At 55.6% G+C, this 24478-nt stretch carries 27 protein-coding genes; 15 read left to right on the top strand and 12 right to left on the bottom strand.

What is annotated here, in order from left to right:
- Positions 1–15 precede the first annotated feature (15 nt).
- From grxC to cysE, 4 genes are all read left to right on the top strand, one after another.
- A complete protein-coding gene (grxC, locus tag IBT47_RS18675; RefSeq protein WP_105594458.1) occupies positions 16–267 on the top strand; it encodes a glutaredoxin 3 in 252 nt (83 codons plus the stop codon).
- 86 nt (positions 268–353) lie between these two features.
- The gene (gene secB, locus IBT47_RS18670) at positions 354–815 is read left to right on the top strand and encodes a protein-export chaperone SecB (protein ID WP_105594459.1); all 462 of its coding nucleotides are present in this window, start codon (positions 354–356) and stop codon (positions 813–815) included.
- On the top strand, positions 815–1834 hold the full coding sequence (gene gpsA, locus IBT47_RS18665) for an NAD(P)H-dependent glycerol-3-phosphate dehydrogenase (RefSeq protein ID WP_105594460.1): 1020 nt from the start codon (positions 815–817) through the stop codon (positions 1832–1834). Before secB ends, gpsA begins: the two co-directional genes overlap by 1 nt.
- Before the next feature lie 65 nt (positions 1835–1899).
- Entirely contained in the window at positions 1900–2721 is an 822-nt protein-coding gene (gene cysE / locus IBT47_RS18660) for a serine O-acetyltransferase (protein WP_105594461.1), read from the top strand.
- Between the two features lie 14 nt (positions 2722–2735).
- Here cysE and trmL read toward each other — a convergent pair whose 3' ends face one another.
- Genes trmL through cpxR form a run of 3 tightly spaced genes read right to left on the bottom strand, consistent with a single transcriptional unit; the run spans position 2736 to position 5322 of the window.
- Positions 2736–3209: a tRNA (uridine(34)/cytosine(34)/5-carboxymethylaminomethyluridine(34)-2'-O)-methyltransferase TrmL gene (trmL, locus tag IBT47_RS18655; RefSeq protein ID WP_200547475.1), complete on the bottom strand. Its 474-nt coding sequence runs from the start codon at positions 3207–3209 to the stop codon at positions 2736–2738.
- Positions 3210–3247: 38 nt separating this feature from the next.
- Positions 3248–4627 carry an envelope stress sensor histidine kinase CpxA gene (gene cpxA, locus IBT47_RS18650; RefSeq protein ID WP_200562085.1) on the bottom strand — a complete coding sequence of 460 codons (1380 nt, stop codon included), beginning with the start codon at positions 4625–4627 and terminating at the stop codon, positions 3248–3250.
- On the bottom strand, positions 4624–5322 hold the full coding sequence (gene cpxR / locus IBT47_RS18645) for an envelope stress response regulator transcription factor CpxR (RefSeq protein WP_200562083.1): 699 nt from the start codon (positions 5320–5322) through the stop codon (positions 4624–4626). The genes cpxA and cpxR overlap by 4 nt, the downstream gene beginning before the upstream one ends.
- Positions 5323–5474: 152 nt before the next feature.
- On the opposite strand from cpxR, the gene cpxP reads away from it, so the two are divergent.
- The 5 genes from cpxP (at position 5475) to IBT47_RS18620 (ending at position 10311) form a co-directional block, all read left to right on the top strand.
- On the top strand, positions 5475–5984 hold the full coding sequence (gene cpxP / locus IBT47_RS18640; protein ID WP_105594465.1) for a cell-envelope stress modulator CpxP: 510 nt from the start codon (positions 5475–5477) through the stop codon (positions 5982–5984).
- Between the two features lie 189 nt (positions 5985–6173).
- The gene (fieF, locus tag IBT47_RS18635) at positions 6174–7070 is read left to right on the top strand and encodes a CDF family cation-efflux transporter FieF (protein WP_105594466.1); all 897 of its coding nucleotides are present in this window, start codon (positions 6174–6176) and stop codon (positions 7068–7070) included.
- 215 nt (positions 7071–7285) lie between these two features.
- Complete coding sequence (pfkA, locus tag IBT47_RS18630; RefSeq protein ID WP_105594467.1) at positions 7286–8248, top strand: 6-phosphofructokinase; 963 nt, start codon at positions 7286–7288, stop codon at positions 8246–8248.
- 144 nt (positions 8249–8392) lie between these two features.
- On the top strand, positions 8393–9382 hold the full coding sequence (locus IBT47_RS18625) for a sulfate ABC transporter substrate-binding protein (RefSeq protein ID WP_105594468.1): 990 nt from the start codon (positions 8393–8395) through the stop codon (positions 9380–9382).
- 182 nt (positions 9383–9564) lie between these two features.
- On the top strand, positions 9565–10311 hold the full coding sequence (locus tag IBT47_RS18620) for a CDP-diacylglycerol diphosphatase (protein ID WP_200562081.1): 747 nt from the start codon (positions 9565–9567) through the stop codon (positions 10309–10311).
- Positions 10312–10338: 27 nt separating this feature from the next.
- Here IBT47_RS18620 and yhjD read toward each other — a convergent pair whose 3' ends face one another.
- Together yhjD and IBT47_RS18610 are read right to left on the bottom strand one after the other, a co-directional pair.
- Positions 10339–11337, bottom strand: coding sequence for an inner membrane protein YhjD (gene yhjD, locus IBT47_RS18615; RefSeq protein ID WP_200547471.1), 999 nt, complete (start codon positions 11335–11337; stop codon positions 10339–10341).
- 54 nt (positions 11338–11391) lie between these two features.
- Positions 11392–12291, bottom strand: a complete 900-nt coding sequence (locus IBT47_RS18610; protein ID WP_200562079.1) for a LysR family transcriptional regulator — start codon at positions 12289–12291, stop codon at positions 11392–11394.
- Positions 12292–12406: 115 nt separating this feature from the next.
- Between IBT47_RS18610 and IBT47_RS18605 the strand changes: the two genes are divergently transcribed.
- The gene (locus tag IBT47_RS18605) at positions 12407–13165 is read left to right on the top strand and encodes an SDR family NAD(P)-dependent oxidoreductase (RefSeq protein ID WP_200562077.1); all 759 of its coding nucleotides are present in this window, start codon (positions 12407–12409) and stop codon (positions 13163–13165) included.
- 107 nt (positions 13166–13272) lie between these two features.
- Here the strand turns inward: IBT47_RS18605 and IBT47_RS18600 are convergent, their stop codons facing one another.
- Positions 13273–14124: a PhzF family phenazine biosynthesis protein gene (locus IBT47_RS18600; protein WP_105594473.1), complete on the bottom strand. Its 852-nt coding sequence runs from the start codon at positions 14122–14124 to the stop codon at positions 13273–13275.
- A gap of 128 nt (positions 14125–14252) precedes the next feature.
- Here IBT47_RS18600 and IBT47_RS18595 point away from each other — a divergent pair, with 128 nt between their 5' ends.
- A complete protein-coding gene (locus IBT47_RS18595; protein WP_200547467.1) occupies positions 14253–14876 on the top strand; it encodes a glutathione S-transferase family protein in 624 nt (207 codons plus the stop codon).
- Positions 14877–14878: 2 nt separating this feature from the next.
- Here the strand turns inward: IBT47_RS18595 and IBT47_RS18590 are convergent, their stop codons facing one another.
- Positions 14879–16333, bottom strand: a complete 1455-nt coding sequence (locus tag IBT47_RS18590) for a PLP-dependent aminotransferase family protein (RefSeq protein WP_105594475.1) — start codon at positions 16331–16333, stop codon at positions 14879–14881.
- Between the two features lie 138 nt (positions 16334–16471).
- On the opposite strand from IBT47_RS18590, the gene IBT47_RS18585 reads away from it, so the two are divergent.
- Complete coding sequence (locus tag IBT47_RS18585) at positions 16472–17059, top strand: LysE family translocator (protein WP_200562075.1); 588 nt, start codon at positions 16472–16474, stop codon at positions 17057–17059.
- Positions 17060–17150: 91 nt separating this feature from the next.
- On the opposite strand, the gene mqo is transcribed toward IBT47_RS18585, so the two are convergent.
- Together mqo and IBT47_RS18575 are read right to left on the bottom strand one after the other, a co-directional pair.
- Positions 17151–18755, bottom strand: coding sequence for a malate dehydrogenase (quinone) (mqo, locus tag IBT47_RS18580; protein ID WP_105594477.1), 1605 nt, complete (start codon positions 18753–18755; stop codon positions 17151–17153).
- A 312-nt stretch (positions 18756–19067) separates the two neighbouring features.
- Positions 19068–19523 carry a carboxymuconolactone decarboxylase family protein gene (locus IBT47_RS18575; protein ID WP_200562185.1) on the bottom strand — a complete coding sequence of 152 codons (456 nt, stop codon included), beginning with the start codon at positions 19521–19523 and terminating at the stop codon, positions 19068–19070.
- Between the two features lie 92 nt (positions 19524–19615).
- Here IBT47_RS18575 and IBT47_RS18570 point away from each other — a divergent pair, with 92 nt between their 5' ends.
- Entirely contained in the window at positions 19616–21055 is a 1440-nt protein-coding gene (locus IBT47_RS18570) for a PLP-dependent aminotransferase family protein (RefSeq protein ID WP_200562073.1), read from the top strand.
- A gap of 33 nt (positions 21056–21088) precedes the next feature.
- Here the strand turns inward: IBT47_RS18570 and tpiA are convergent, their stop codons facing one another.
- Together tpiA and IBT47_RS18560 are read right to left on the bottom strand one after the other, a co-directional pair.
- Entirely contained in the window at positions 21089–21856 is a 768-nt protein-coding gene (gene tpiA, locus IBT47_RS18565) for a triose-phosphate isomerase (RefSeq protein WP_200547462.1), read from the bottom strand.
- Positions 21857–21973: 117 nt separating this feature from the next.
- Positions 21974–22567: a YiiQ family protein gene (locus IBT47_RS18560; RefSeq protein ID WP_200547518.1), complete on the bottom strand. Its 594-nt coding sequence runs from the start codon at positions 22565–22567 to the stop codon at positions 21974–21976.
- Between the two features lie 89 nt (positions 22568–22656).
- Between IBT47_RS18560 and IBT47_RS18555 the strand changes: the two genes are divergently transcribed.
- Entirely contained in the window at positions 22657–23091 is a 435-nt protein-coding gene (locus tag IBT47_RS18555) for a DUF805 domain-containing protein (protein ID WP_105594481.1), read from the top strand.
- Here IBT47_RS18555 and fpr read toward each other — a convergent pair whose 3' ends face one another.
- Complete coding sequence (gene fpr, locus IBT47_RS18550) at positions 23092–23838, bottom strand: ferredoxin--NADP(+) reductase (protein WP_200547461.1); 747 nt, start codon at positions 23836–23838, stop codon at positions 23092–23094.
- Positions 23839–24146: 308 nt separating this feature from the next.
- Here fpr and IBT47_RS18545 point away from each other — a divergent pair.
- Positions 24147–24478, top strand: a 332-nt coding sequence (locus tag IBT47_RS18545) for an MFS transporter (RefSeq protein WP_200562071.1), incomplete at its 3' end; no start/stop codon positions are given.

The raw sequence follows: 24478 nt of genomic DNA, 5'->3' as shown, positions 1-24478 counted from the left end.
TTCAGGAGTGTCGGCATGGCTAACATTGAGATCTATACCAAAGCAACCTGCCCTTTCTGCCATCGTGCCAAAGCGCTGTTGGATCAGAAAGGCGTGAGCTATCAGGAAATCCCGATTGATGGGGATGCCGATACGCGTGAAGTGATGATCAAACGCAGCGGCCGGACTACCGTTCCTCAAATTTTTATTGATGCACAGCACATTGGCGGCTGTGACGATCTCTTTGCGCTCGACGGCCGCGGCGGTCTTGACCCGCTGTTAAAATAGTAACGAGCTGAGTACGCACTGAGCGCTCACAGGATGACGAACACTGCGGCACAATAACGGATTATTAACCCATAGGATTACGTATCATGTCAGAACAAAACAACACCGAGATGGCTTTCCAGATCCAGCGTATCTATACCAAAGACATCTCTTTTGAAGCGCCAAATGCACCGCAGGTTTTCCAGAAAGAGTGGGAACCGGAAGTTAAGCTGGATCTTGATACCGCCTCTACTCAGCTGGCTGACGACGTATATGAAGTTGTACTGCGCGTAACCGTAACCGCAACGGTAAACGACGAAGCGGCGTTCCTGTGCGAAGTTCAGCAGGCGGGTATTTTCTCCGTCAGCGGCATTGAAGGCACGCAGATGGCACACTGCCTGGGTGCATACTGCCCGAACATCCTGTTCCCGTATGCTCGTGAATGCATCACCAGCCTGGTTTCTCGCGGTACTTTCCCGCAGCTGAATCTTGCACCGGTTAACTTCGACGCGCTGTTTATGAACTATCTGCAGCAGTCAGAAGGTGCAGCGCAGCAGCAGGATGCTTAATGCGTAGCTCTCATGCTTCCATGAGCGTCATCGGTGCCGGCTCGTACGGCACCGCCCTGGCGATTACGCTTGCCCGTAATGGCCACGACGTGGTGCTGTGGGGGCATAATCCACAGCACCAGGCGCAGCTTCAGTCCGATCGCTGCAATACCGCTTTCCTCCCCGATGTGCCTTTCCCCGATACTTTGCAGATAGAAACTGACCTGGCTAAAGCGATTGCTGCCAGCCGTGATCTGCTGGTGGTAGTCCCCAGCCATGTATTTGGTGACGTTTTGCAGCAGATTAAACCACATCTGCGTGCGGACTCCCGTCTGGTATGGGCGACGAAGGGCCTGGAGAAAGAGACCGGTCGTCTGCTACAGGACGTGGCGCGAGAAATTCTGGGCGACGCGATCCCGCTGGCGGTGATTTCCGGTCCGACATTTGCCAAAGAGCTGGCTGCCGGTATGCCAACGGCGATAGCGCTTGCGGCCACCGATAGCACTTTCGCAGATGAGATCCAGCAATTACTGCACTGTGGTAAAAGTTTCCGGGTATACAATAATCCTGATTTTATCGGCGTTCAGCTCGGTGGTGCGGTGAAAAACGTTATCGCTATCGGAGCAGGAATGTCGGATGGCATTGGCTTTGGTGCGAATGCCCGTACGGCGCTGATTACCCGTGGCCTGGCTGAAATGAGCCGCCTGGGTGCAGCGTTGGGTGCCGACCCTACGACGTTTATGGGTATGGCCGGCCTCGGTGACCTGGTGCTGACCTGTACCGACAATCAGTCGCGCAATCGTCGTTTCGGCATGATGTTAGGCCAGGGGGCTGATGTTGAAGGCGCGCAGCAAACCATCGGCCAGGTAGTGGAAGGCTTCCGCAATACCAAAGAAGTGAAAGCACTGGCCGCGCGATTTGGTGTTGAAATGCCAATCACCGAGCAGATTTATCAGGTACTGTACTGTGGTAAAAATGCACGTGAGGCAGCGTTGAGTCTGCTTGGGCGTACCAGAAAAGATGAGAACAGCGGTAGCTGAGATGGTGTAACCGTGTCGTTGTCTGTTGGCGTCCTGGTGACGCCATTTTTAGTGGGGAGTGAGTTATGTCGTGTGCAGAACCTGAACTGATCTGGGATAACATCAAAACGGAAGCGCGAGCGCTGGCCGATTGTGAACCTATGCTGGCCAGTTTTTACCACGCTACCCTGCTCAAGCACGATGACCTCGGAAGTGCGCTGAGTTATATGCTGGCCAACAAACTGGCAAATCCGATTATGCCGGCGATTGCTATCCGTGAAGTTATCCAGGATGCGTATTCGCAGGACCCGTCGATGATCGTTTCCGCCGCCTGCGATATTCAGGCGGTGCGCCAGCGTGACCCGGCGGTCGATAAGTACTCGACGCCGCTACTCTATCTGAAAGGGTTCCACGCACTTCAGGCGCATCGCATTGGCCACTGGCTGTGGCATCAGGGCCGTCGTGCGCTGGCGGTGTACCTGCAAAACGAAGTGTCCGTGTCGTTTGCCGTCGATATTCACCCGGCGGCGAAAATCGGCCGCGGTATCATGCTGGACCACGCCACAGGGATCGTTGTGGGTGAAACGGCTGTTATCGAAGACGATGTCTCTATTCTGCAATCCGTTACCCTTGGCGGTACTGGTAAAACTAGCGGCGATCGCCACCCGAAGATCCGTCAGGGAGTGATGATCGGCGCGGGCGCTAAGATCCTCGGCAATATCGAAGTGGGTCAGGGGGCGAAGATCGGCGCGGGTTCCGTTGTATTGCAGCCGGTTCCACCGCATACCACCGCCGCTGGTGTTCCTGCGCGCATTGTCGGCAAGCCCAACAGCGACATGCCGTCAATGGATATGGACCAGCACTTTAACGGTATGGTGCCGGGCTTTGAATTCGGCGATGGGATCTGAGCCTGGCTCAGATTTCAGCTTCTTAGCAGCGCACCCGCATAGCCCAACTGCCGCCACGCTTCATATACCACCACCGATACTGCATTTGACAGGTTCATGCTGCGGCTGTCCGCCATCATTGGAATACGGATTTTTTGCTGTGCGGGCAGGGCATCAAGAATGCTGGCCGGCAGGCCGCGCGTTTCCGGGCCAAACAGCAGATAATCGCCATCCTGATAGCTTACTGCGCTATGGGCAGGGGTTCCCTTGGTGGTCAGCGCAAACAGGCGCTCAGGCGCTTCTGCGGCGACAAACGCCTCATAGTTTGCATGATGCTTAATGGCGGTGAATTCGTGGTAGTCCAGCCCGGCGCGGCGCAGTCGTTTATCATCCCAGGCAAAACCCAGCGGTTCGATAAGATGCAGCTGAAAGCCGGTATTGGCGCACAGGCGAATGATATTGCCGGTATTCGGCGGAATTTCAGGTTCGAATAAAACGATATGTAGCATGAAACGGCCCTCTGATACGAGGGCCGCAGGATAGCAAATTATTCGTGCTGAGTGGTATACAGCGGTAGCCAGATGGTCAGCCGCAGCCCGCCCAATGGACTGTCATCGGCTTTCACCCAGCCGTGATGCTGCTGAATGGCATTTTCCACAATCGCCAGCCCCAGCCCGGTACCGCCGGATTCGCGATCGCGCGCCTCATCGGTGCGGTAGAACGGTCGGAAAATCTGTTCCCGATCTTCCGGGCTGACGCCAGGGCCGTCATCATCCACATGGACGGTGACGCCTTTTTTATCCACCGAGAAACTGACCGAAATTTTGCTGTGCGAGTAGCGCAGGGCGTTACGCACGATGTTCTCCAACGCGCTGTCGAGCGTGCTGGGGTTACCGTACAGCGGCCACGGACCCGGTGGATAAGGCACCTCCAGCGATTTACCCATCTGTTCCGCTTCGAACTTCGCATCTTCCAGTACATCCGACCACAGGTGATTGGCCTTGATCGCCTCGCTGACCAGCGCATTTTTGTGCTGAGTACGCGAGAGCACCAGCAGGTCATTGATCATGCCATCCAGGCGCTGCGCTTCCATCTCGATACGCTCCAGCTCTTTGGCCTCACCGTGGCGGCGGCGCATCAGCGCGGTGGCCAGCTGCAGGCGAGTCAGCGGGGTGCGCAGTTCATGCGAGATATCGGATAGCAGCCGCTGCTGCGAAGTCATCATCCGTTCCAGCGCGCTGACCATCTGGTTGAAGCTGGCACCCGCCGCAAGGAATTCCTGCGGACCGGCTTCCAGTTCCGGTCGCTGGCGCAGGTTACCGGCGGCTACATCATCCGCGGCATGTTTCAATTTGCGAGCCGGTTTTGCGAGGCTCCATGCCAGCCAGAGCAACAGCGGTGAGCTGATCAGCATGGTGACGATCAGCAGCAGCAGCGGCCGGTCAAACAGCAGATTGATAAAATCGAGCTGTGAGTTACTGGCGGGACGGATCAGATACAGCTGATAGCTGTCTTCCCCATCGCGCACGGAGAACGGGCCGGCCATTTCCAGGCGGCCATATTTTTTCTTCTGCGGCTGATCTGCGTTATCAGACTGGCCGATAAAATTACGGATCACCTGCATTTCATTGTGCTGCGCGCCAATCACCCGGCCTTCGCTGGTCACCAGCAGCAAACGCTGGCCGGGTGGAGCCCACTTGTCAATTGCGCGAAACAGCCTGCGCCACCACATCAGGTCGTTGGGCGGGTCCTGTGCCAGCTCCGCCTCAACGTGCTGCTCAATCATGACTCCCTGCCGTTCTTCACTGTCCAGCAGTGGCGTCATTTGGCGGGAGTCGAGCTTCGGCAGCATTAACACCAGCATCAGCACCAGTGCCAGCGTCAGCCAGAATATGGCAAAGATGCGGGTGGTCAGGCTGGATATCATGTTGCGGACACCATCAGATAGCCACGTCCGCGCAGCGTTTTGAACCACGGATGTTCGTCTTTACGCTCCGGCAGCTTGCGCCGCAGGTTTGAGATATGCATATCGATAGCGCGATCGAACGGGGTAAGCCGCTTACCAAGGACTTCCTGGCTCAGATGTTCACGTGATACAACCTGGCCTAAATGCTGTGCCAGCAGGTAGAGCAAAGTGAATTCTGTTCCGGTCAGATCCAGCGTCACGCCGTCGAAGCTGGCTTCCTGGCGGCCCGGGTTCAGGCGCAGTAAATCCACCTCCAGCGTTGGCGAGCTGTTATCGTGCTGTTGCTGCTGCTCACTCCAGTTGGAGCGGCGCAGAATGGCACGGATACGCGCAACCAGTTCCCGGTCGTTGAACGGTTTTGGCAGGTAATCGTCCGCGCCCAGTTCCAGGCCGAGTACACGGTCCAGCTCGCTGCCGCGAGCGGTGAGCATAATCACCGGGGTCTGATGCTGCTGACGCAGTTCTTTCAGGGTATCAATGCCGTTTTTCTTCGGCATCATCACATCAAGTAATAGCAGATCGACACTGTTATCCAGTAGCGCCAGCGCCTGTTCACCGTCACCGGCAACCAGCACATTGAAGCCTTCCATTTCCAGCAATTCTTTCAGCAGCGAAGTCAATTCGCGGTCATCGTCAACCAACAGGATTTTATTCATCTTTTATTGCCCTCCGCAGGCAAAATACCGTGAACGAACGCGCTCAATCTATGACTTTACGTAGTTTTACACCCCCTGACGCTTGTTTGCAGCAGGCCCCGTAGACTGAATCTCGTTGAATCGAAATACGGAAACAAACTTGGGAGTAAACGATGCGCAGAGTTACCGCCGTCGTTGCGGTTCAGGCGCTGGTGCTTAGCCTCTCCACCGCATGGGCTGCTGACGTTACGACGAATGACGAGATGCATCACACTGATGGAGCAAGCAGCACATTCAGGCTGGGCCCGCAAAATCACATGTTTGATGGCATCAATTTAACGGAGCAGCAGCGTCAGCAACTACGGGACCTGATGCAGCAGGCACGGCACGATCGTTCTCCTATAAGTATTAACGATTTAGAGCAACTGCACGAACTGATTATTGCAGATAAATTTGATCAGGCAGCTTACGAAGCTCAGGTGGAAAAAATAGCGCAGGCGGAGGTTGAACGCCAGGTCGAGATGGCCCGGGTACGCAACCAGATGTATCACCTGTTAACACCTCAGCAGCAGGCTGTCTTAGAGCAGAAACATCAGCAGCGCATCGATGAATTGCGCCAGCTAACGAACTCGCAGCAGGCTTCGCCTCTGCAGGCAGTACGTAACACCAGCAGTAACCCGTAAAGTACCAGTACATACTATCCCTGTTTTTCCTTGCCATAGACACCATCCCTGTCTTCCCCCTCATGATGAGGGGGTTTTTTTTGCCCATCAGATTTCAATGTTTCTCCGCATGCACCGGCTCGCAATAACCGGGGATTTTTTGCGCTTAAATCCAGTATACTGACGGTACTTTTCCTGCCGGAGTGCGTCATGAATCAACGCTATGCTCGGCTGGTCAACTCGGCAGCACTGGCCGCTACGGTTCTTGCTTCGCTGCTGTTGATCATCAAAATTTTCGCCTGGTGGCATACCGGATCGGTCAGCGTATTGGCCGCGCTGGTTGACTCACTGGTGGATATCGCCGCTTCTCTGACTAATCTGCTGGTTGTCCGCTATTCGCTTCAGCCTGCTGATGCGGAACATACCTTTGGTCACGGTAAGGCCGAATCGCTCGCCGCCCTGGCGCAAAGCATGTTTATTTCTGGATCGGCTCTGTTTCTGTTCCTGACGGGTCTTCAGCATTTGGCCACTCCCGCACCGATGCATGCACCGTTGGTAGGGATGATCGTCACCGTCATTGCACTGTTCTCTACGTTAATTCTGGTGACTTTCCAGCGCTGGGTTGTACGGCGCACCCACAGCCTGGCGATACGTGCCGATATGCTGCACTATCAGTCAGACGTGATTATGAACGGGGCGATTTTGCTGGCACTTGCTCTGAGCTGGTACGGTTTTCACCGCGCGGATGCGCTGTTTGCCTTAGGCATTGGCGTCTGGATTCTGTATAGCGCGTTACGGATGGGTTATGAAGCTGTTCAGGCGCTTCTGGACCGCGCATTACCCGATGAAGATCGCCAGGCCATCGAAAATATTATTGCCGCGCAGTCCGGTATTCAGGGAGCGCATGATATTCGCACCCGCCAGTCTGGCCCGACTCGATTTATTCAGCTCCATTTGGAAATGGATGACCACTTACCACTGGTTAAGGCTCATCAGATAGCGGATGAGCTGGAACAGGCGTTGCTGATGCGTTTTCCGGGGTCTGATGTGATTATCCATCAGGATCCCTGTTCCGTAGTGCCAGTGGAGCCAAAAAATAATTTTTAGTGGTAAATTGCCGTTAAATGAATCAGTTAGCCCTGCATCATTTAAAACGTGAGTTGCCGCAAAAAAAATAGGCAAATCTGGCCTGACCTGAATCAATTCAGCTAACAAGATTTGATATACTATCAGCTTAACTTAGTCGGTTAGCTCTTGTGCGCGCGTCCTGCCGCCCCGGCGTTCAGAATTCAACATTTGCATCAACAAGTTCAGAGGTTGTCATGATCAAGAAAATCGGTGTACTGACAAGCGGCGGCGACGCCCCAGGTATGAACGCTGCAATCCGCGGTGTCGTACGCGCGGCGCTGAGTGAAGGACTGGAAGTTTTTGGTATTTATGACGGCTATCTGGGCCTGTATGAAGATCGCATGGTGAATCTGGATCGCTACAGCGTATCAGACATGATTAACCGCGGCGGTACCTTCCTTGGTTCCGCGCGATTCCCTGATTTCCGCAAAGACGAAGTGCGTGCGGTAGCGCTGGATAATATGAGAAAGCGTGGTATCGATGCGTTGGTGGTTATCGGTGGTGACGGCTCCTACATGGGTGCTAAGCGCCTGACCGAAATGGGCTTCCCATGCATCGGCCTGCCGGGCACGATCGATAATGACGTTGCCGGTACGGATTACACCATTGGTTACTTCACCGCGCTGGAAACGGTCGTTGAAGCGATTGACCGCCTGCGCGATACCTCCTCTTCGCATCAGCGTATTTCTATCGTCGAAGTGATGGGCCGCTACTGTGGCGATCTGACCCTGGCAGCGGCGATTGCCGGTGGCTGTGAGTTTATCGTTCTGCCGGAAACGCCATACACCCGCGAAGAGCTGCTGGCGGAGATTAAAGCCGGTATTGCCAAGGGTAAAAAGCACGCAATTGTGGCGATTACCGAGCATATCTGCGATGTGGATGAGCTGGCGAAATATATCGAAGCTGAAACTAAGCGTGAAACCCGTGCAACCGTACTGGGCCATATCCAGCGCGGTGGGGCACCGGTTGCCTATGACCGTATTCTTGCTTCTCGTATGGGTGCTTATTCCATTGAACTGCTGTTGCAGGGCTACGGCGGCCGCTGCGTGGGTATTCAGAACGAGAAAATGGTTCACCACGACATCATTGATGCGATCGAAAATATGAAACGCCCGTTCAAAGGCGACTGGCTGGAAACCGCCAAAAAGCTTTACTGATAAAAAACAAGGCGCTGCGCTCCAGCGCCTTTTTTATGCAAAGTTTTATTCCATATGGTTATTACAGCTTCTTTTTAATTCTTTAATTCGCAGTCTGCTTTATGTCACGCTCCTTCTCAGATTAAACCTTTGGGAGTGCGTGCAATGAAGAAGTGGAGTGTGGGAATTACCCTGTTACTGGCCTCAACCAGCGTGCTGGCGAAGGATATTCAGCTGCTGAATGTCTCTTACGATCCAACACGTGAACTGTATGAGCAATACAATAAAGCGTTCAGCGCTCACTATAAGCAGGAAACCGGCGATAACGTGGTGATTCGCCAGTCGCACGGCGGTTCAGGCAAACAGGCGACGTCGGTGATCAACGGGATTAAAGCGGATGTCGTGACCCTGGCGCTGGCCTCGGACGTTGACGCCATTGCAGAACGTGGCCGCATCGATAAAAACTGGATCAAACGCCTGCCGGATAACTCCGCACCGTACACTTCCACCATTGTCTTCCTGGTGCGTAAAGGGAACCCAAAACAAATTCATGACTGGCCAGATTTGATTAAGCCGGGCGTCTCTGTGATTACTCCGAACCCGAAAACCTCCGGCGGCGCACGCTGGAACTATCTGGCAGCCTGGGGATGGGCACTGGATCAGAACAACGGCGATCAGGCTAAAGCGCAGGAATACGTGAAGTCGCTGTTTAAGAATGTTGAAGTACAGGACTCCGGCGCACGTGGCGCCACCAACACCTTCGTTGAACGCGGCATTGGTGACGTGCTGATTGCCTGGGAAAACGAAGCGTATCTGGCGGTGAACAAACTGGGTAAAGATCAGTTTGAAATTATCACCCCGAGCGAATCCATCCTGGCCGAACCGACCGTTTCCGTGGTGGATAAAGTGGTCGACGAGCGCGATACCCGTAAAGTTGCCGACGAGTACCTGAAGTATCTCTACTCGCCGGAAGGCCAGACTATCGCGGCGCAGAACTTCTACCGTCCGCGTGATGAGGCCGTTGCCAAGAAATTTGCCAGCACCTTCCAGCCGGTGAAACTGTTCACTATCGACGGTAAGTTCGGTGGCTGGACGGCGGCACAGAAAACTCACTTCGCTGAAGGTGGAACTTACGATCAGGTGATGAAGCGCTAAATACCGATCGGGAGTCATGCAATCAGGGCCGACACTGTCGGCCCTTTTTGTTTTCTCTGTTGGACTGAAACGTATTCATCGCAACGTTCCTCGCCGTGGAAGCGCGCTCGCCGATGATTTCACATGATCTTACCGCCCGCTTCGATTACATTGTGAACGATTATTGGCTGAGGTAATGATTGATGCATGGAAGAAAGCGCTTAGCGATTTTGCTGGTGGGGGTAATAGCGGCATCGGCTGGCGCTATGGCCCTGTATTTTAATAATAATGCCGATGCCTTATGGAAGATTGTCAGCCAGCAGTGCGTCGTGGGCGAGCAGCAGAAACACGATCCGGCCCCGTGCAGCCTGGTCAGTGAAGCCGATGGTTATGTGGTACTAAAAGACCGCAATGGTGCGCTACAGTTTCTGCTACTGCCGATCGCAAAAATAACCGGCGTTGAAAGCCGAAAATTACTCAGCCCGGCCACGCCGAATTTTTTATCCGAGGCCTGGCGCGCCCGGCATTTTATGGAAGAACGACGGGGGGCGGCGATTAACGATCGGGTCTATTCGCTGGCGGTGAATTCTGAGTGGGGACGGACGCAGAACCAGCTGCACGTTCATATCTCCTGCCTGCGGGCCGATATTCGCCAGCAGCTGGATGCCCTCGATAGCACGCTGAATGACCAGTGGCAGACCTATAAACTGGGTAAACATGATTACGTTATACGGGCAATTACCCGCGATGAGTTTAAGCGCACCAGCCCGTTTATCCGTATTGCCAGCGAACTGCCCGGCGCACGTGAGAATATGGGGCGTTACGGTGTGGCCATCGCTGCGTTGAAGGACGGGCGGCGGGCGCTGATGGTGGTCGAGCGCAACTGGCTGCTTTTGAACAGGGGATCTGCCGAAGAGTTGCAGGACCACAGCTGTGCGCTGCTGAAATAGCCAGCCGCACAGCATTGCTTCTGAGGGTTATTTCCCGATAGGTTCCGGGTCATCTTTATACTGTGCGGTGGCGATCCACGCCGCGCAGAACAGCGTCAGACGGGCAAAGAAGTAGAAGAACGCCATTAGCCCCAGCACGGAGCCGAAAGCGGCACCGGACGGTGAAGAAGCCAGCTTCGGCAGCGTCAGGGTCATAATAAATTTAATCACCTCAAAACCAATCGCCGCCAGCAGCGTACCGCGCAGCAGGGCCTTTTTACGCGGCTTGTGGCGCGGCAGTATCCAGAAAATCCACAGGAACAGGAGATAGTTGGCAAAAATGGAGATCGACAGAGCAATCGTCGTCATCGCCGGGCGCAGCCATTCGATATCTTCCAGCCCGAGAGCCCTTACGATCGTCGCCTGCGCCGCACCGGCAATTGAGGTCAGCGACAGGGTAATAATCAGCGCCAGCACCAGCCCGGTCAGCGAAATAAAGTCGCGAGAATATTTGAACCAGACTTTTTCCTGATCCTGCGGCGTCCGTTCCCAGACGTCGCGGGACTGAGCGCGTATCGCTTCACGCAGATTACCCATCCAGCTGATGCCTGAATACAGCGCCACCAGCAGACCGGTTATCCCGACCGTCGTTCGCTGCTGGATCGCCGTATTGACCGTATTCTTCAACGTCGTTGCCAAAGAGGGATCGCTGATGCTGCTAACGATCTTATCGATCAGCTCGGTCAGCAGATCCTGATTTGAGGCAAGCAGAAATCCGACGGCGGCAAAAGACACCATCAGGATCGGGATCAGCGAAAGAAATGAAAAATAGGTAATCGCTGCGCCAAACTGGCTGCCAAGCCGATCGTTAAATCGCTCACCCGCACGAATAAAATGCGCTACCGCCGGAATGGCACGGAACCAGCTGACCAGCCGGGATACCCGGGTGATGGATTTATCGACCGTATGATTCCCGGTTTTGATGTTGATCAGCGGTTTTTCCGCCGTATCTGCTGCCTGGGGATCGCGCCGTTGAGTATCCGCCATGAATCCTTCTCTATCCTTTTGATTAATGTTTAATTGCAAATTATAGCCTGTCAGTCAGGCAACGTAGCGCTTCAGTGCCTGGCTCAGCCATTCAATGAACACCTGAACCCGCCGTGCCTGATTACGACGATGCGGCCAGAGCAGCGACAGCTGCATCGGGCACGCGGGGAAGTGTGGCAAAATCTCCACCAGTTTTTTTTCTTTCAGCGCGCTCTGCACGCCAACGCGCGGTACCTGAATAATGCCCAGACCGGCCAGGCAGGCCGAGCGGTAGGTTTCCGTGCTGTTCACGGTGACGGCACCGCCGGTTTTGATCAGCGTGGTCGTTTTACCATCAAAATATTCAAAGCCGCCCGACTGCACGCCGAGCTGCTGGCTGTAGTGAACCATCGCATGCTGGGACAAGTCCTTCAGGGATTCCGGCGTGCCGAAGCGTGCAAGATAGTCAGGACTGGCGCAGTTAATCAGAGGAAGATGGCCCAGCGGCCGTGCGACCAGCCCGGAATCTTCTAAAACCCCCACGCGAACGACACAGTCGAAGCCCTCCCGTACCACATCTACCCGGCGATCGCTGCTGCTCAGTTCCAGTTCAATTCCGGGGTAGTGCTGAAGAAACTCGGGGAGCAGCGGGATGAGATAGCCGCTGGCGAGGCTGACCGGCATGTCTACCCGTAGCCGACCGCTGAGCGTGGCCGGATCGTGCTGGAACATCGAATCCATCTCTTCCAGCGTGGCCAGCACATCACGGCAGCGTTCGAAGTAAATCTGACCATCCTGTGTCAGCTGTACCCGCCGCGTCGTTCGGTGCAAAAGGCGTGAACCAAGGCTGTTTTCCAGCGCCTGGATCTGGCGCGACAGGCTGCCTTTAGGCAGTCCGAGGCTCTCTGCCGCGCGGGTAAAACTCTGCATTTCCGCCACGCGTACAAACACTTTCATTGTGTGTATTTTATCCATTTTTTCTCTTATTGTTGTTGTTAATGGAACAGTGAAGCGTAGTTAACGCTATTTATAGTTCATCAGAGCAGTAATATCCTGTTTTTTGTCCACAGCCCACTCCCTGGAGAAACAAATGAGCGAGAAAATTGCACTGATCACCGGCGGCAGCCGCGGTTTAGGCCAGAATGCAGCGTTAAAACTGGCGGAAAAGGGGATTGATATCATTCTGACCTGGCACAGTAAAGAGCAGGAAGCGCAGGCAGTCGTCACGAAAATCCAGGCTCTGGGTGCGCGCGCAGTGGCGCTACAGCTGGATGTAGGCGATAGCAGCAGCTTTGATGCCTTTGCCGGACGCGTGCGGGAAACGCTGCAAAAAGTATGGCAGCGCGACAGCTTTGATTACTTATTCAACAATGCAGGGACCGGCCTCTATACGCCGTTCGCCGACACGACCGAAGCACAGTTTGACCAACTGGTGAATGTTCATTTTAAGGGACCTTTCTTCCTCACTCAGAAGCTGCTGCCGCTGATTACCGACGGCGGGCGCATTCTGAATGTGTCCAGTGGACTGGCTCGCTTTACGCTGCCGGGGTCCGGCGCTTACGCGGCGGTCAAAGGTGCGATGGAGGTACTGACACGTTATCAGGCCAAAGAGCTGGGGGCTCGCGGTATTGCGGTCAACATTCTTGCTCCCGGTGCGATTGAGACAGATTTCGGCGGGGGGCGGGTGCGTGATGATGCGGCAATGAATGCGGCGATTGCTGCGCAAACCGCGCTGGGTCGCGTCGGCCTGCCGGATGATATCGGCAACGCCGTTGCTGCTCTGTTGAGCGAAGAGTGCCGCTGGGTTAACGGCCAGCGCATCGAAGCGTCAGGCGGTATGTTCCTGTAATTCGCCTGATTGCGATTCACTATCGCGGTGGGGAGCGCAGTATCTATGGCCAGCCAGCCAGCCGGGGCGCTCCACTGTGATAGCGAATCGAATCGCCTGCGAATGCCTTACAGTCTGATAGCACCATCCAGCACCGTGACCGTCTGGCCACCAATCCACACGCCGTCGCTGGCGTAGGTCACGGTCACTCTTCCCGCACGCTGGATGGCGGTTCCCTGATGAACCAGATAGTCCAGTTCCACGCCGCGTGCCTGGAAATAGCGTGCCAGGCAGGCGTTCGCGCTGCCGGTCACCGGATCTTCCGTCAGGGAACCTTGTTCAATCAGCAGGCCACGTACCTCATAGCCATCAGCGACGCCTTTGAGTGGCCCAAACGGCATTACCCCGTTCACGTTGGATTTCTTAATCAGCCGGGCAAACTCGACGGCGTCCGGTTTGATCTCCAGCACCGCTTCCGCCGACTTCATCGGCACCAGCAGCCAGCGAATACCCATATCGGCCACCATCACCGGCAGCTGCTCTTCCAGCTTATCGCTGTTCAGCGCGCTGGAAATGGGCGCATCGCTAAACGGCGTCAGCACTGCCTCCGGTGAAGCGAACGCCAGCGCACCGTCATCGGCGATGCGGATCTTCACCAGACCGACGCCGCACTGCTGCACGATCTGCTGCGGCTGATTCAGCGAAATACCGGACTCCAGCAATGCGTGCGCCGTGCCCAGCGTAGGATGCCCGGCAAACGGCAGCTCCATGTCCGGGGTGAAAATACGCACGCGGTAATCTGCCGCCGGTTCGGTTGCCGGTAAAACAAAGGTGGTTTCGGAAAGATTGGTCCAGCGCGCGATGGTCTGCATCTGTTCATCGCTCAGGCCGTCGGCATCCATAATGACCGCCAGTGGATTACCGTTAAACGGTGTGGAAGTAAAAACATCAACCTGTTTAAAAGGGCGTAGCTGCGTCATAACAATACCTGTAACCGGAAGATTTCCATGGGGACTGACCACGTAGTGCGATGATTTATCACAGGGGTTGTCAGCCTCGTTGATTATGGCTATTACTAGATAATATCAGATAAAAAATGGAACATATTATGCTGAAAATACTGGGAAGAGCGTCTTCTATCAATGTCAGAAAAGTGCTGTGGATCTGTGATGAATTAGGCATCCCCTTTGAACGTGAAGAGTGGGGCGAGGGTTTTCAGTCGCCGAAGGAAGAGGCGTTTAAAGCGCTGAATCCGAACGCGCTCATTCCGGTTATTCTGGACGATGATTTTATCCTGTGGGAATCCAACACCATTATCCGCTACCTGGCGAATGCCTATGGGGGCGAATGGCTCTACCCGCAAAATCCCCGACAGCGCGCGCGGGTAGACCAGTGGATTGACTGGCAGGCTACCGAACTTAACACCGCCTGGCGCTATGCGTTTATGTCGCTGGTTCGCCATTCCCCTGCACATCAGGACCCAACCTTACTGGCGGCGGCCTGCAAGGGTTGGGAATACACCATGGGGATACTCAACCAGCAGCTGGAGAAAACCGGAGCTTACGTATCCGGGGACAACTTCTCGCTGGCAGACATCCCGGTTGGCCTGTCGGTGAACCGCTGGTATGAAACCCCGCTTGAACACGCGGAGTTTCCTGCCGTCCGGGCCTACTACGAGCGTCTGACCGCGCGTAAGGGCTATGCGGCCTGGGGTCGAAACGGTACGCCATAAATTTACGCCACGCCAGCCGCAATGCCGCTCATTTCACAGGCCACGGCACCGGTGCGCTGCAGCGCCCAGATGTAGCGCTCATTAAACGGGTAGCAGCAGGAGAGCCGCAGAGCGTTATTACAGCGCTCGCTCAGGGTGTAAAGCGCGCCGGGCGTCAGGCAGATTTTCTCCTGCAGCAGCCTGTGGAACAGCTCAACGCTGTCGATATTGCCAGGCAGCTCAACCCAAAAGACAAACCCTCCGCTGGGGCGGGTGGCGCGCGTTCCGTGCGGGAAATGGCGGGCGATGATACCGCGCGCCTCCTCCAGCTGAGCGGCATAGCGGCGGCGCAGCGAGCGCAGATGGTGATCGTAGCCGCCGGATTCCAGAAAAATCCCCAGCGTTTCCGACAGCAGGCGCGATTCTGCCAGCGAGGAAACGGATTTAAGCCGTGCCAGCTCCTGGCTGAAACGGCCGGCGGCAATCCAGCCGAGATGGAAGTCGGGTGCCACCGTTTTGGTAAAGCTGCTGCAGTACAGCACCCAGCCGTTTTCATCAAAGGCTTTCACCGCAGGCGTCAGCGGCCAGCAGAACTGCAGTTCGGCATACAGGCCATCTTCCAGCAGCGGCACTTCGTACTGATTCACCAGCCGCGCCAGCCGCTTTTTACCTTCCAGCGTCATGCTGCTGCCCAGTGGGTTCTGCGCGTTCGGCATGGCGATAATCGCCTGAATGCGCCGCTCCTGCAGCATCAGCTCCAGCGCATCCAGCGACAGCCCGAGCTGCGGATCGGTGGGGATCTCCAGCACCTTAAGCCCTAAGCTGGCGAGCAGTGGAAAGAGGTAAAAGTAGGTCGGCGTTTCCAGCCCGACGCAGTCGCCGGGCTGGGTGACCGCGCGCAGCGCCAGCTGGAGTGCTTCCATACAGCCGTGGGTGAGCGTTACGTCGTCCGTGCTGATGCGAATACCCAAATCCATTGAGCGGCGGGCGATTTCCCGACGCAGGCGCAGACTGCCCGGCGGCAGGGCGTAGCGGCCAATCAGGTCGGGTTCACGGCGCAGCAGTGAGGCCATGATGCGGCTGATTTTCGCCGTGGGGAAGAAGTCGCTGTTCTGCGGGCAGGCTAGTGAGATATTGGTGTAGTCGGCATGGTTCTGCGCGGCAAAAACCGCATCGATCAGGTCGAGTTTTTTACTCCCCGGCGAGCGTACGCTGCTGCGCGGCGGAGACTGGTAGGTCAGCGAAGGGAGCGCATCGCGCACGTAGTAACCGGACTGCGGGCGCGCTTCAATCAGGCCGCGATCTTCCAGAATGCCGTAGGCGGTCAGCACGGTATTAACGCTGACCTGATGGCTGGCCGCGCAGCGGCGGATGGCGGGCAGTCGGCTACCGGGCATAAACGTCCCCTGCTGGATAGCGGCGGCCAGAGTTTCGGCCAGATTATGGTACAGCGTCGCCTGCGGTTCGGTAATGGACACAGATCGCTCCTCAACGGATGGGTACAGTGATAACTTAAATCACTTTGTACCCATAACAATACTGTTTTTCTGCATCTGTTACCATCATGACAGAGTGAATACACTGGCTGCATTCACCCGGAATGTAGGAACTCTCTTATGCTCGATCTCTCTTTTGTCAGCTATGTCACCGTTATGTCGATTACCCCAGGCCCTAACAACCTGATGCTGGCGACCTCCGGGGTCAATTTTGGTATGCGCCGTACTCTGCCGATGGTCACCGGGATTATGCTGGGCTGCGGCATACAGACCGCACTGGCCGGTGCGCTGCTGGAAGTCCTGCTGACGTGGATGGGAGCAATCCGCCTGCCGCTGACGCTGCTGGGCTGCGGCTATCTGCTGTGGCTGTCGTGGAAAATCTTCCGTTCCGGTGCGCCGGAGATGCGTGAAAAAGCGCGTCCGATGACGATGATTGGCGGCGCGCTGTTTCAGGCGGTGAATCCAAAAGCCTGGCTGATGGCAACCAACGTGGCACTGATGTATACCGTCAACAGCAGTATTCTGGCGGTGATGGTCGGCTTTATGGTGCTGAACCTGCCCTGCATTCTGGTGTGGGCGATGATGGGCGATCGGCTGGGTAAGCATCTGCAGGTGCCGTGGAAGCTACAGCTGTTTAACACCGTTATGGCACTGTCGCTGCTGGCAACGACGCTGTGGATGCTGGTAGAAGCTATCCAGCTGGCTTAATTCCTCGGATTCAGCGCAAGAAAAAAGGCGGATATCCGCCTTTTTTCGTTTTCAAATCGCCCGTGGGCGCATGGGTTTCCCCATCCTGCGATTACTTACCGACGACTTCCGCTGCCTGCTCGCTGTTTTCATCGTTGGCAGAGGTCATTGGCGCGTAGTCCAGTTGCAGAATGCGGCTGGTGTCCGCCAGCTCCTTCTCCGTCGCGGCCACGTTGCCGTTCAGCTTCTGGCCATAGAACGGGATAATCGCCTTCAGTTTGCTCTGCCAGTCTGACGATGCCATCTGCTCTTTGAACACTTTGCTCATCAGGTCCAGCATGATCGGTGCCGCCGTTGAGGCACCCGGCGATGCGCCCAGCAGCGCGGAAATGGTGCCATCCTGCGAGGTGACCACTTCGGTGCCCAGCTTCAGCACGCCGCCTTTTTTGGCATCTTTCTCAATGATCTGTACGCGCTGACCGGCTTTCACCAGCCGCCAGTCCTCTTTACGCGCGTCCGGGAAGTATTCGCACAGCGCCTTGTGGCGATCGTCAGGGCTGAGCAGCACCTGACCGACCAGATATTTCACCAGATCGAAGTTATCCATCCCCACGCGCATCATCGGCATCAGGTTCGATGGCGTAATAGAGCCAAACATATCCCACAGGGAACCCTGCTTGAGGAACTTGGTGGAGAAGGTAGCAAATGGACCGAACAGCAGCACCGGCTTGCCGTCCAGCGTGCGGGCATCCAGGTGCGGAACGGACATCGGCGGTGCACCAACGGACGCTTTGCCGTACACCTTCGCCAGATGGCGCTTCACCACTTCCGGGTTTTCGCTAACGAGGAACTCGCCACCTACCGGGAAGCCTGCATAGTTTTTCATTTCAGGAATTGCGGATTCCTGTAACAGCGTCAGCGCCGCACCACCGGCACCGATAAAGACATATTTGGCGCGAATGGTGTCCTGCTTGCCGTCGTTGTTCAGATCGGCCACGGTCACGTTCCAGCTGCCGTCGCTGTTGCGGTGAACCTTGCGCACTTCGTGGCGATTTTTCAGGCTGAAGTTCGGGTTCTTCTTCAGCGAGGTGACCAGCTGGCGGGTGACTTCACCGAAGTTGACGTCGGTGCCGATAGGAATACGGGTAGCGGCAACTTTCTGCCCCTGCTCGCGGCCTTCCATCACCAGCGGCACCCACTGTTTAATTTGTTCAGCGTCTTCTGAGTACTCCATACCGCGGAACAGGGTACAGTTTTGCAGCGCCGCGTAGCGACGTTTCAGGAAGCTGACGTTATCGTCACCCCAGACAAAGCTGATATGCGGCACGCTGGTAATGAAACTGCGCGGATCGCGCAATACGCCACGTTCAACCTGGTGTGCCCAGAAACGGCGGGAAATCTGGAACGCTTCGTTAATTTCTACCGCTTTCTTAATGTCGATCGATCCATCGGCATTTTCCGGAGTGTAATTCAGTTCCATCAGCGCTGAGTGTCCCGTCCCGGCATTATTCCAGCCGTTGGAACTCTCTTCGGCGACTGCATCGAGACGCTCTACCATACTGATGCGCCAGTTCGGCTCCAGCTCTTGCAGGTAGGTACCAAGGGTGGCGCTCATCACTCCACCACCGATCAGTAAGACATCAACGTGCTTCTCGTCTTCTACAGCGGCTTTACTGGTCAAACCCAGACCCGCCAGAAGTACTGCCATTTTACGCATGAGGATACATCTCCGTATGCTGAATTAATTCAACATGTTAAGCAGGTAAAACAGACCCGATATATCTCTGAACCAGTGAAGTTATTGCGCTAATTCAGGAATGCTAAAAGATTCCACCCGCATTTTTTGCTGCAAGTTTAATCACTTTTAGGAAGTATCAGAAATATACCATTGTTACGGGCTAATTAAAAAAGTGTTTAAAGATTAAAAATGAGAATGATTCATGAGCGGAAATTAGTAACATTTATACGGGCCGTTGAGCGGCCCGCAATACCAGCAGAAGATGAGGGGTAAATGGCTGAGAAGGATGGATTAATTACGAGGAGCGCTGTCTGGAAGCTTGCGGTGGCTTATGGCCAGACGGTTATAAGCATTCATTAAACCGATAGCAATTGTCATATCGGTAATCGCTTTTTCGCTAAATTCTTTTTGTATCAGGGCATACACCTCGTCCGGTGCGTTGGTCTGCGCAATCAGGGTCAGGGATTCGGCCCAGGCCAGTGCCGCCTGCTCATTGCTGGAAAACCAGTTGCCTGCTTCACGCCAGACCTGGGTGAGCACAATTTTGTCCCACGGCATCCCCTCTTTGTGTAACGCTTTAGTGTGCATGTCGATGCAGTATGCGCAGCCGTTAATTTGTGAGACGCGCAGGAAAATCAGTTCGATAATGCTCATCGGCACGCCGCACTGCGCGACATAACCATAGACGCCGCCCAGCGCCTTCATTCCGACTGGGGAAGTGGCGTTAAAATCAATACGTTCGCTCATATTTGTGTCTCCAAAGACAGGGGGATTGGCGTGAATGATCGACAGCATTTGCTGCTGATGGCTATTTTCATCGGTTTGATGGGGCAATAAAAGTGCCAGGAATTGACAAAAACAGTGGTCCATCTGCCGTGCAGACGGCGGAACATATTGGCCTGCAGCGCTACGCCGATCGTTCGCTGACGGAGCAGATCCGTACCGGGATGGCGCAGGCGATTGCGGAAGGTCGCCTCCCGGCGGGATCGCGCGTGCCCTCGTGCCGCGATCTGGCGGTTGCGCTGGGCGTTGCGCGCGGTACGGTGCGTGCGGCCTACGATATGCTGGTAGACAGCCAGCTGCTGGTGGCTCGTGGCGCAGCGGGCACCTGGGTCAGTGCCGTGCTGCCCGCCGCCCGTGCGATACCGCCGAAAGCACCGGTGCTGGCCCCGCTGGCGGATGTGGTCCATGCCTTTGACGTGGTGCCAATGACTTTCCAGATGGGTGCTCCTGCCAGCGATGCTTTTCCGGCCAAAGTCTGGTCGCGTATTCTGGCCCGCCACGTTCGGGAGATTGCCGGAGGCGCAACGGGGTATGCCGATCCGCGCGGCAGCCTGGCGCTGCGTCAGGAGCTGGTGAGCTATCTGTCACTGGCGCGCGGTATCCGCTGCCAGGCCTCGCAGGTCATTATCACCAATGGCTATACCGGTGCGCTGGGCATTATCTGCCTGGCGTTGGGGCTGCACGGTTCGCGTGCCTGGAGTGAAGATCCGGGTTATTTGCTGGCTCGTCGTGCACTGAACCTGGCCGGAATCGAGGCGATACCGGTGCCGGTAGATGAGCAGGGAATTTCCGTTGCGGACGGTATACGGCTGGCGGACGACGCCCGCGTGGCATTGGTAACGCCGGGGCAGCAGTCACCGCTCGGCGTGACATTATCGCTTGCGCGCCGCGGCGAGCTGCTGGCCTGGGCGCGGCGGCAGGATAGCTGGGTTATCGAAGATGATTATCTTGGCGAACTGCAATTGCAGGGGCGGGCGGCTCCTGCCCTCGCTGCGCTGGATGCAGAGCGCGTGCTGCATATTGGCACGTTCAGTAAAACGCTCAGCCCGGCGCTGCGTATGGGATATCTGGTGGTGCCGGACGCGCTGGCCGGGCATTTTGCGGAAACGGTGGCGCTGCTGGCGCCGGCATCGTCATCCGTTCTGCATAACGCGGTGGCGGAATTTCTGCACGATGGGCACTACATGCGCCATCTGCGTCGGATGAAACGCCTGTATGCCGCCCGACTCAGCGAGCTGCTACAGGCGCTTGAGCCGCATTTTACACAGCTGTCGCGTGCGGCACTGGCGGTGATTATTCCTCTGCCGCAGGGCACGCGCGATGTACAGATTGCAAAGGCGGCGCTGGCGTACGGCATGGCACCGTCACCGCTGTCGGTGTGGTATCAGGATAAGGCGGCTTATTGCGGGCTGGTGTTGGGGGTGACTAATTTGCCGGAAGGCGGTTTTGCCGCGAGTGCGGCCAGGCTGAAGGCGCTGGTGGAGGAGTTTGGCTAAAACTATCCCTGCCCCGAAGGGCAGGGATGAGGATCAGGCTTTTTTCGCTGCGGCAGCGGCTTTCACGATAACCGCGAACGCGTCAGCTTTCAGCGATGCACCGCCAACCAGCGCGCCGTCGATGTCCGGCTGGCCGAACAGCTCTGCTGCGTTTTTATCGTTAACGGAACCGCCGTACTGGATAATAACCTGTGCAGCCACGGTCGCATCCTGCTTCGCGATGTGGTCACGGATGAACTTGTGTACCGCCTGTGCCTGCTCAGGGGTAGCTGATTTGCCGGTACCGATGGCCCATACTGGCTCATAGGCGATAACCGCGCCGTTGAAGGCTTCAGCGCCCTGAGTTTTCAGCACGGCATCGATCTGACGAGCGCAAACTTCTTCAGTTTTGCCCGCTTCGTTTTCAGCGTCGGTTTCACCGATGCACAGAACCGGCACCAGACCTGCCGCTTTCACGATAGCGAACTTTTTAGCAATGAATTCGTCGCTCTCTGCGTGATAGGTACGACGCTCAGAGTGACCGATAATGATGTAGTGCGCACCGATATCTTTCAGCATGTCGGCAGAGGTTTCGCCGGTAAACGCGCCTGACAGATTCACGTCAACGTTCTGCGCACCCAGTACGATATGGCTACCAGAAATGGCATGTTTTGCCTGATCCAGATAGATCGCCGGTGGGGCAATTGCCACGCCACAACCGTCAACACCGCTCAGTTCGTTACGCAGACCGGCGATCAGCTCATTGACCATGTGCTTGCTACCGTTCAGTTTCCAGTTACCCATCACTAATGGATGTCGCATTGTATCCTCCACGCTTAGAGAGTATTAAAGCTGCCGGCAGGCAGCGTTGTCTGCCGACAGTATAGAGATCAAATATGCGAAAGGCTTTGCTTTTCGTCATCGTTTGCATGAATCGATTCAGGGGGTAGCGAGAGCCAGTTTTAGCGGTTCGATCGCGAAAGTAAGCCCCTTTTCGCCGTTATCCGCCACAATGTAGCGCAACGCCCCCTCCGACTGCTGGTAATATCGCGAATTCTTGCCTTTCGCCAGCAGATCGTTCACCCGTTTCTGGCTTTGTTCATCGCTGAGCATCGGTTCAAAGAACCGCACAAAGGCCGTCATATAGGCCAGCGCCTTTTCCCGCGCGGCTTTCTGTTCTGGCCCGGGGATGGGAAGCCAGGTGATCTGCAGCGTTTTGATCTTCCCGCTGCCGTGTTCAAGCGCCGTGGACGCGTAAAGATTTTCGTTGATCTTACTGGCGGCACGGGTCAGATTGCTTTTATCATCGGGTGTGTCAATTGCGCGATATTCACCTAACGGTAACGTTGCGTTGGCAGCATTATATTTTTCACGAAACTGGCCAATGGTCATATCAAAGGTTGGGGCCCCCATTTGCAGATAGGGTGCCGCAGGCATATGTTCTGCCCGGTCCTGAGGATCGGGATCGGCTTTTGCTGTAGCGATGTTCAGTGTGGTCAGCAGGATAATCGCTGCCCAGATCGCTTGATTCATTTTCATGGCCCTAACCAGTAAACTCTGCTCAAGATTAAAACGGACAATGACTGGAAAAGTCAAAGGGCACCCTGACACTGGGAAAAATAATGACTCTACAACAATGGTGTTTCTCATTTCGTGGCCGTCTCAGGCGGCGGGATTTCTGGATCTGGCAGGTGGTCTGGATACTGCTATTGACGCTGTTGTTTAGTCTTGCCGGTAACGGTTTGATGGATATGCAACTGGCGGCATTTTGCGTGGTGGCGCTGCTGTGGCCGGTCAGCGCAGTGCTGGTGAAACGATTACACGACCGCAACAAGGGCGGCCAGTGGGCGCTGCTGCTGATCCTCGCGTGGATGCTGATGGCCGGTAGCTGGTCGATGCTGCCAGGGGATGCGCAGTGGCTGCTGGGGCGTTTTATCCCCACGTTGATTCTGGTCAGCATGATGGTTGAACTTGGCTTCTTCCGCGGTACGGATGGCGATAACCGTTACGGTAAGACGGCGCAGTATGTGGTGTTCCTGCGCCGTGGAACAGCCTGATTACCAGTAGTGTTCGCTGGTCATGTGGCCCGGTTTACGCTTGAAGTGCTTGCGCATTCCGCGCGTATCTTTCAGCAGCTGCTGGGTGTCTTTTACCATCTCCGGGTTACCGCACAGCATGACGTGGCTCGACTCAGCATCGATTTTCAGGCCAGTTGCGGCCTCCAGCTGGCCGCTGGCAATCAGTGCCGGCACCCTGCCGGTCAGCGAGCCTTCGGCTTCTTCACGACTCACTACCGTTTGAATCTGCAGCTGGCCGTTATAGCGCTGCTGTAGTTGCTGCATCTGCGGCAGATAGCTCAAATCCCGGGCGTAGCGCGCGGCATGAAGCAGTACGATATTCTTAAAGCGATCCAGTCCTTTCCCTTCTTCTAAAATCGACAGATAAGGGCCAATGGCGGTCCCGGTTGCCAGCATCCACAGCGTATCGCATTGCGGAATTTCTTCGATAACAAAAAAGCCCTGAGCGTCCTGGGTAATCATTACCTCATCACCCGGCTTCAGCGCATACAGTAGCGGGCTGAGCTTACCCTCAGGAACCAGCACCAGATAGAACTCAAGATTTTTATTACTCGGTGCATTCACAAAGGAATAGGCGCGAACCACGCGTTCACCGTTAACTTCCAGCGACAGCTTGGCGTACTGGCCAGCGGTAAAGGGGTCGATGGGGGCGGTCACAATGATACTGAACAGGCTTTCCGTCCAGTTCGTCACTTTTTCTACTCGGGCGTTGACCCAGGCGGCCATAACAAACTCCTTAACTCAGTTGCGGCAGGATTGGCTTCTCTGCGGCTATCTTCGTCAGCTGTGAGTGGTTTTTCCAGTTTCCGGCGGCGGTAAAGCTCGTATAAACAAAGTATGCGCACGAATTTACCTTAGCGTAAAAATTGTTTTACAGTCGCGCCCGTTTTTAGTGACAGCCGCAGGTGGCTTATTTTGGGTTCAGTCCTCGCTTTGTCATCCATTCCTGATATTTTCTCCGGCGCTGAGCGTATCCATTTGCCTGATCCTCTGGATACGAAAAATTTTACCGTTATTTATACTGATGTGGCGCGATGAAAAAGATTGAAAATGGACATCTGTTAGTGATGCTGATTGCCCTGCTGGCGGTCGGACAAATGGCGCAGACTATTTATGTTCCGGCGATGTCCACCATTGCGGCGGCATTTAACGTTGGCGATGGTGCCGTTCAGCGGGTAATGGCGGCCTATCTGATGACCTATGGTGCCTCTCAGCTGTTTTATGGCCCGCTTTCGGACAGTATTGGCCGCCGGCCGGTCGTTTTGCTCGGTATGGGGATATTTATCCTCGGTTCGCTGACGGCTTTGCTGGCGCACAGCCTGAACGGGCTGGTGCTGGGGGCGGCGATCCAGGGGCTGGGGACGGG

Source organism: Erwinia sp. S43 (assembly GCF_016624745.1).
GTDB lineage: Bacteria > Pseudomonadota > Gammaproteobacteria > Enterobacterales > Enterobacteriaceae > Erwinia > Erwinia coffeiphila.
Note: the sequence above shows the minus strand (reverse complement) of the source record. Positions and strands in the feature narration are given on the sequence as shown.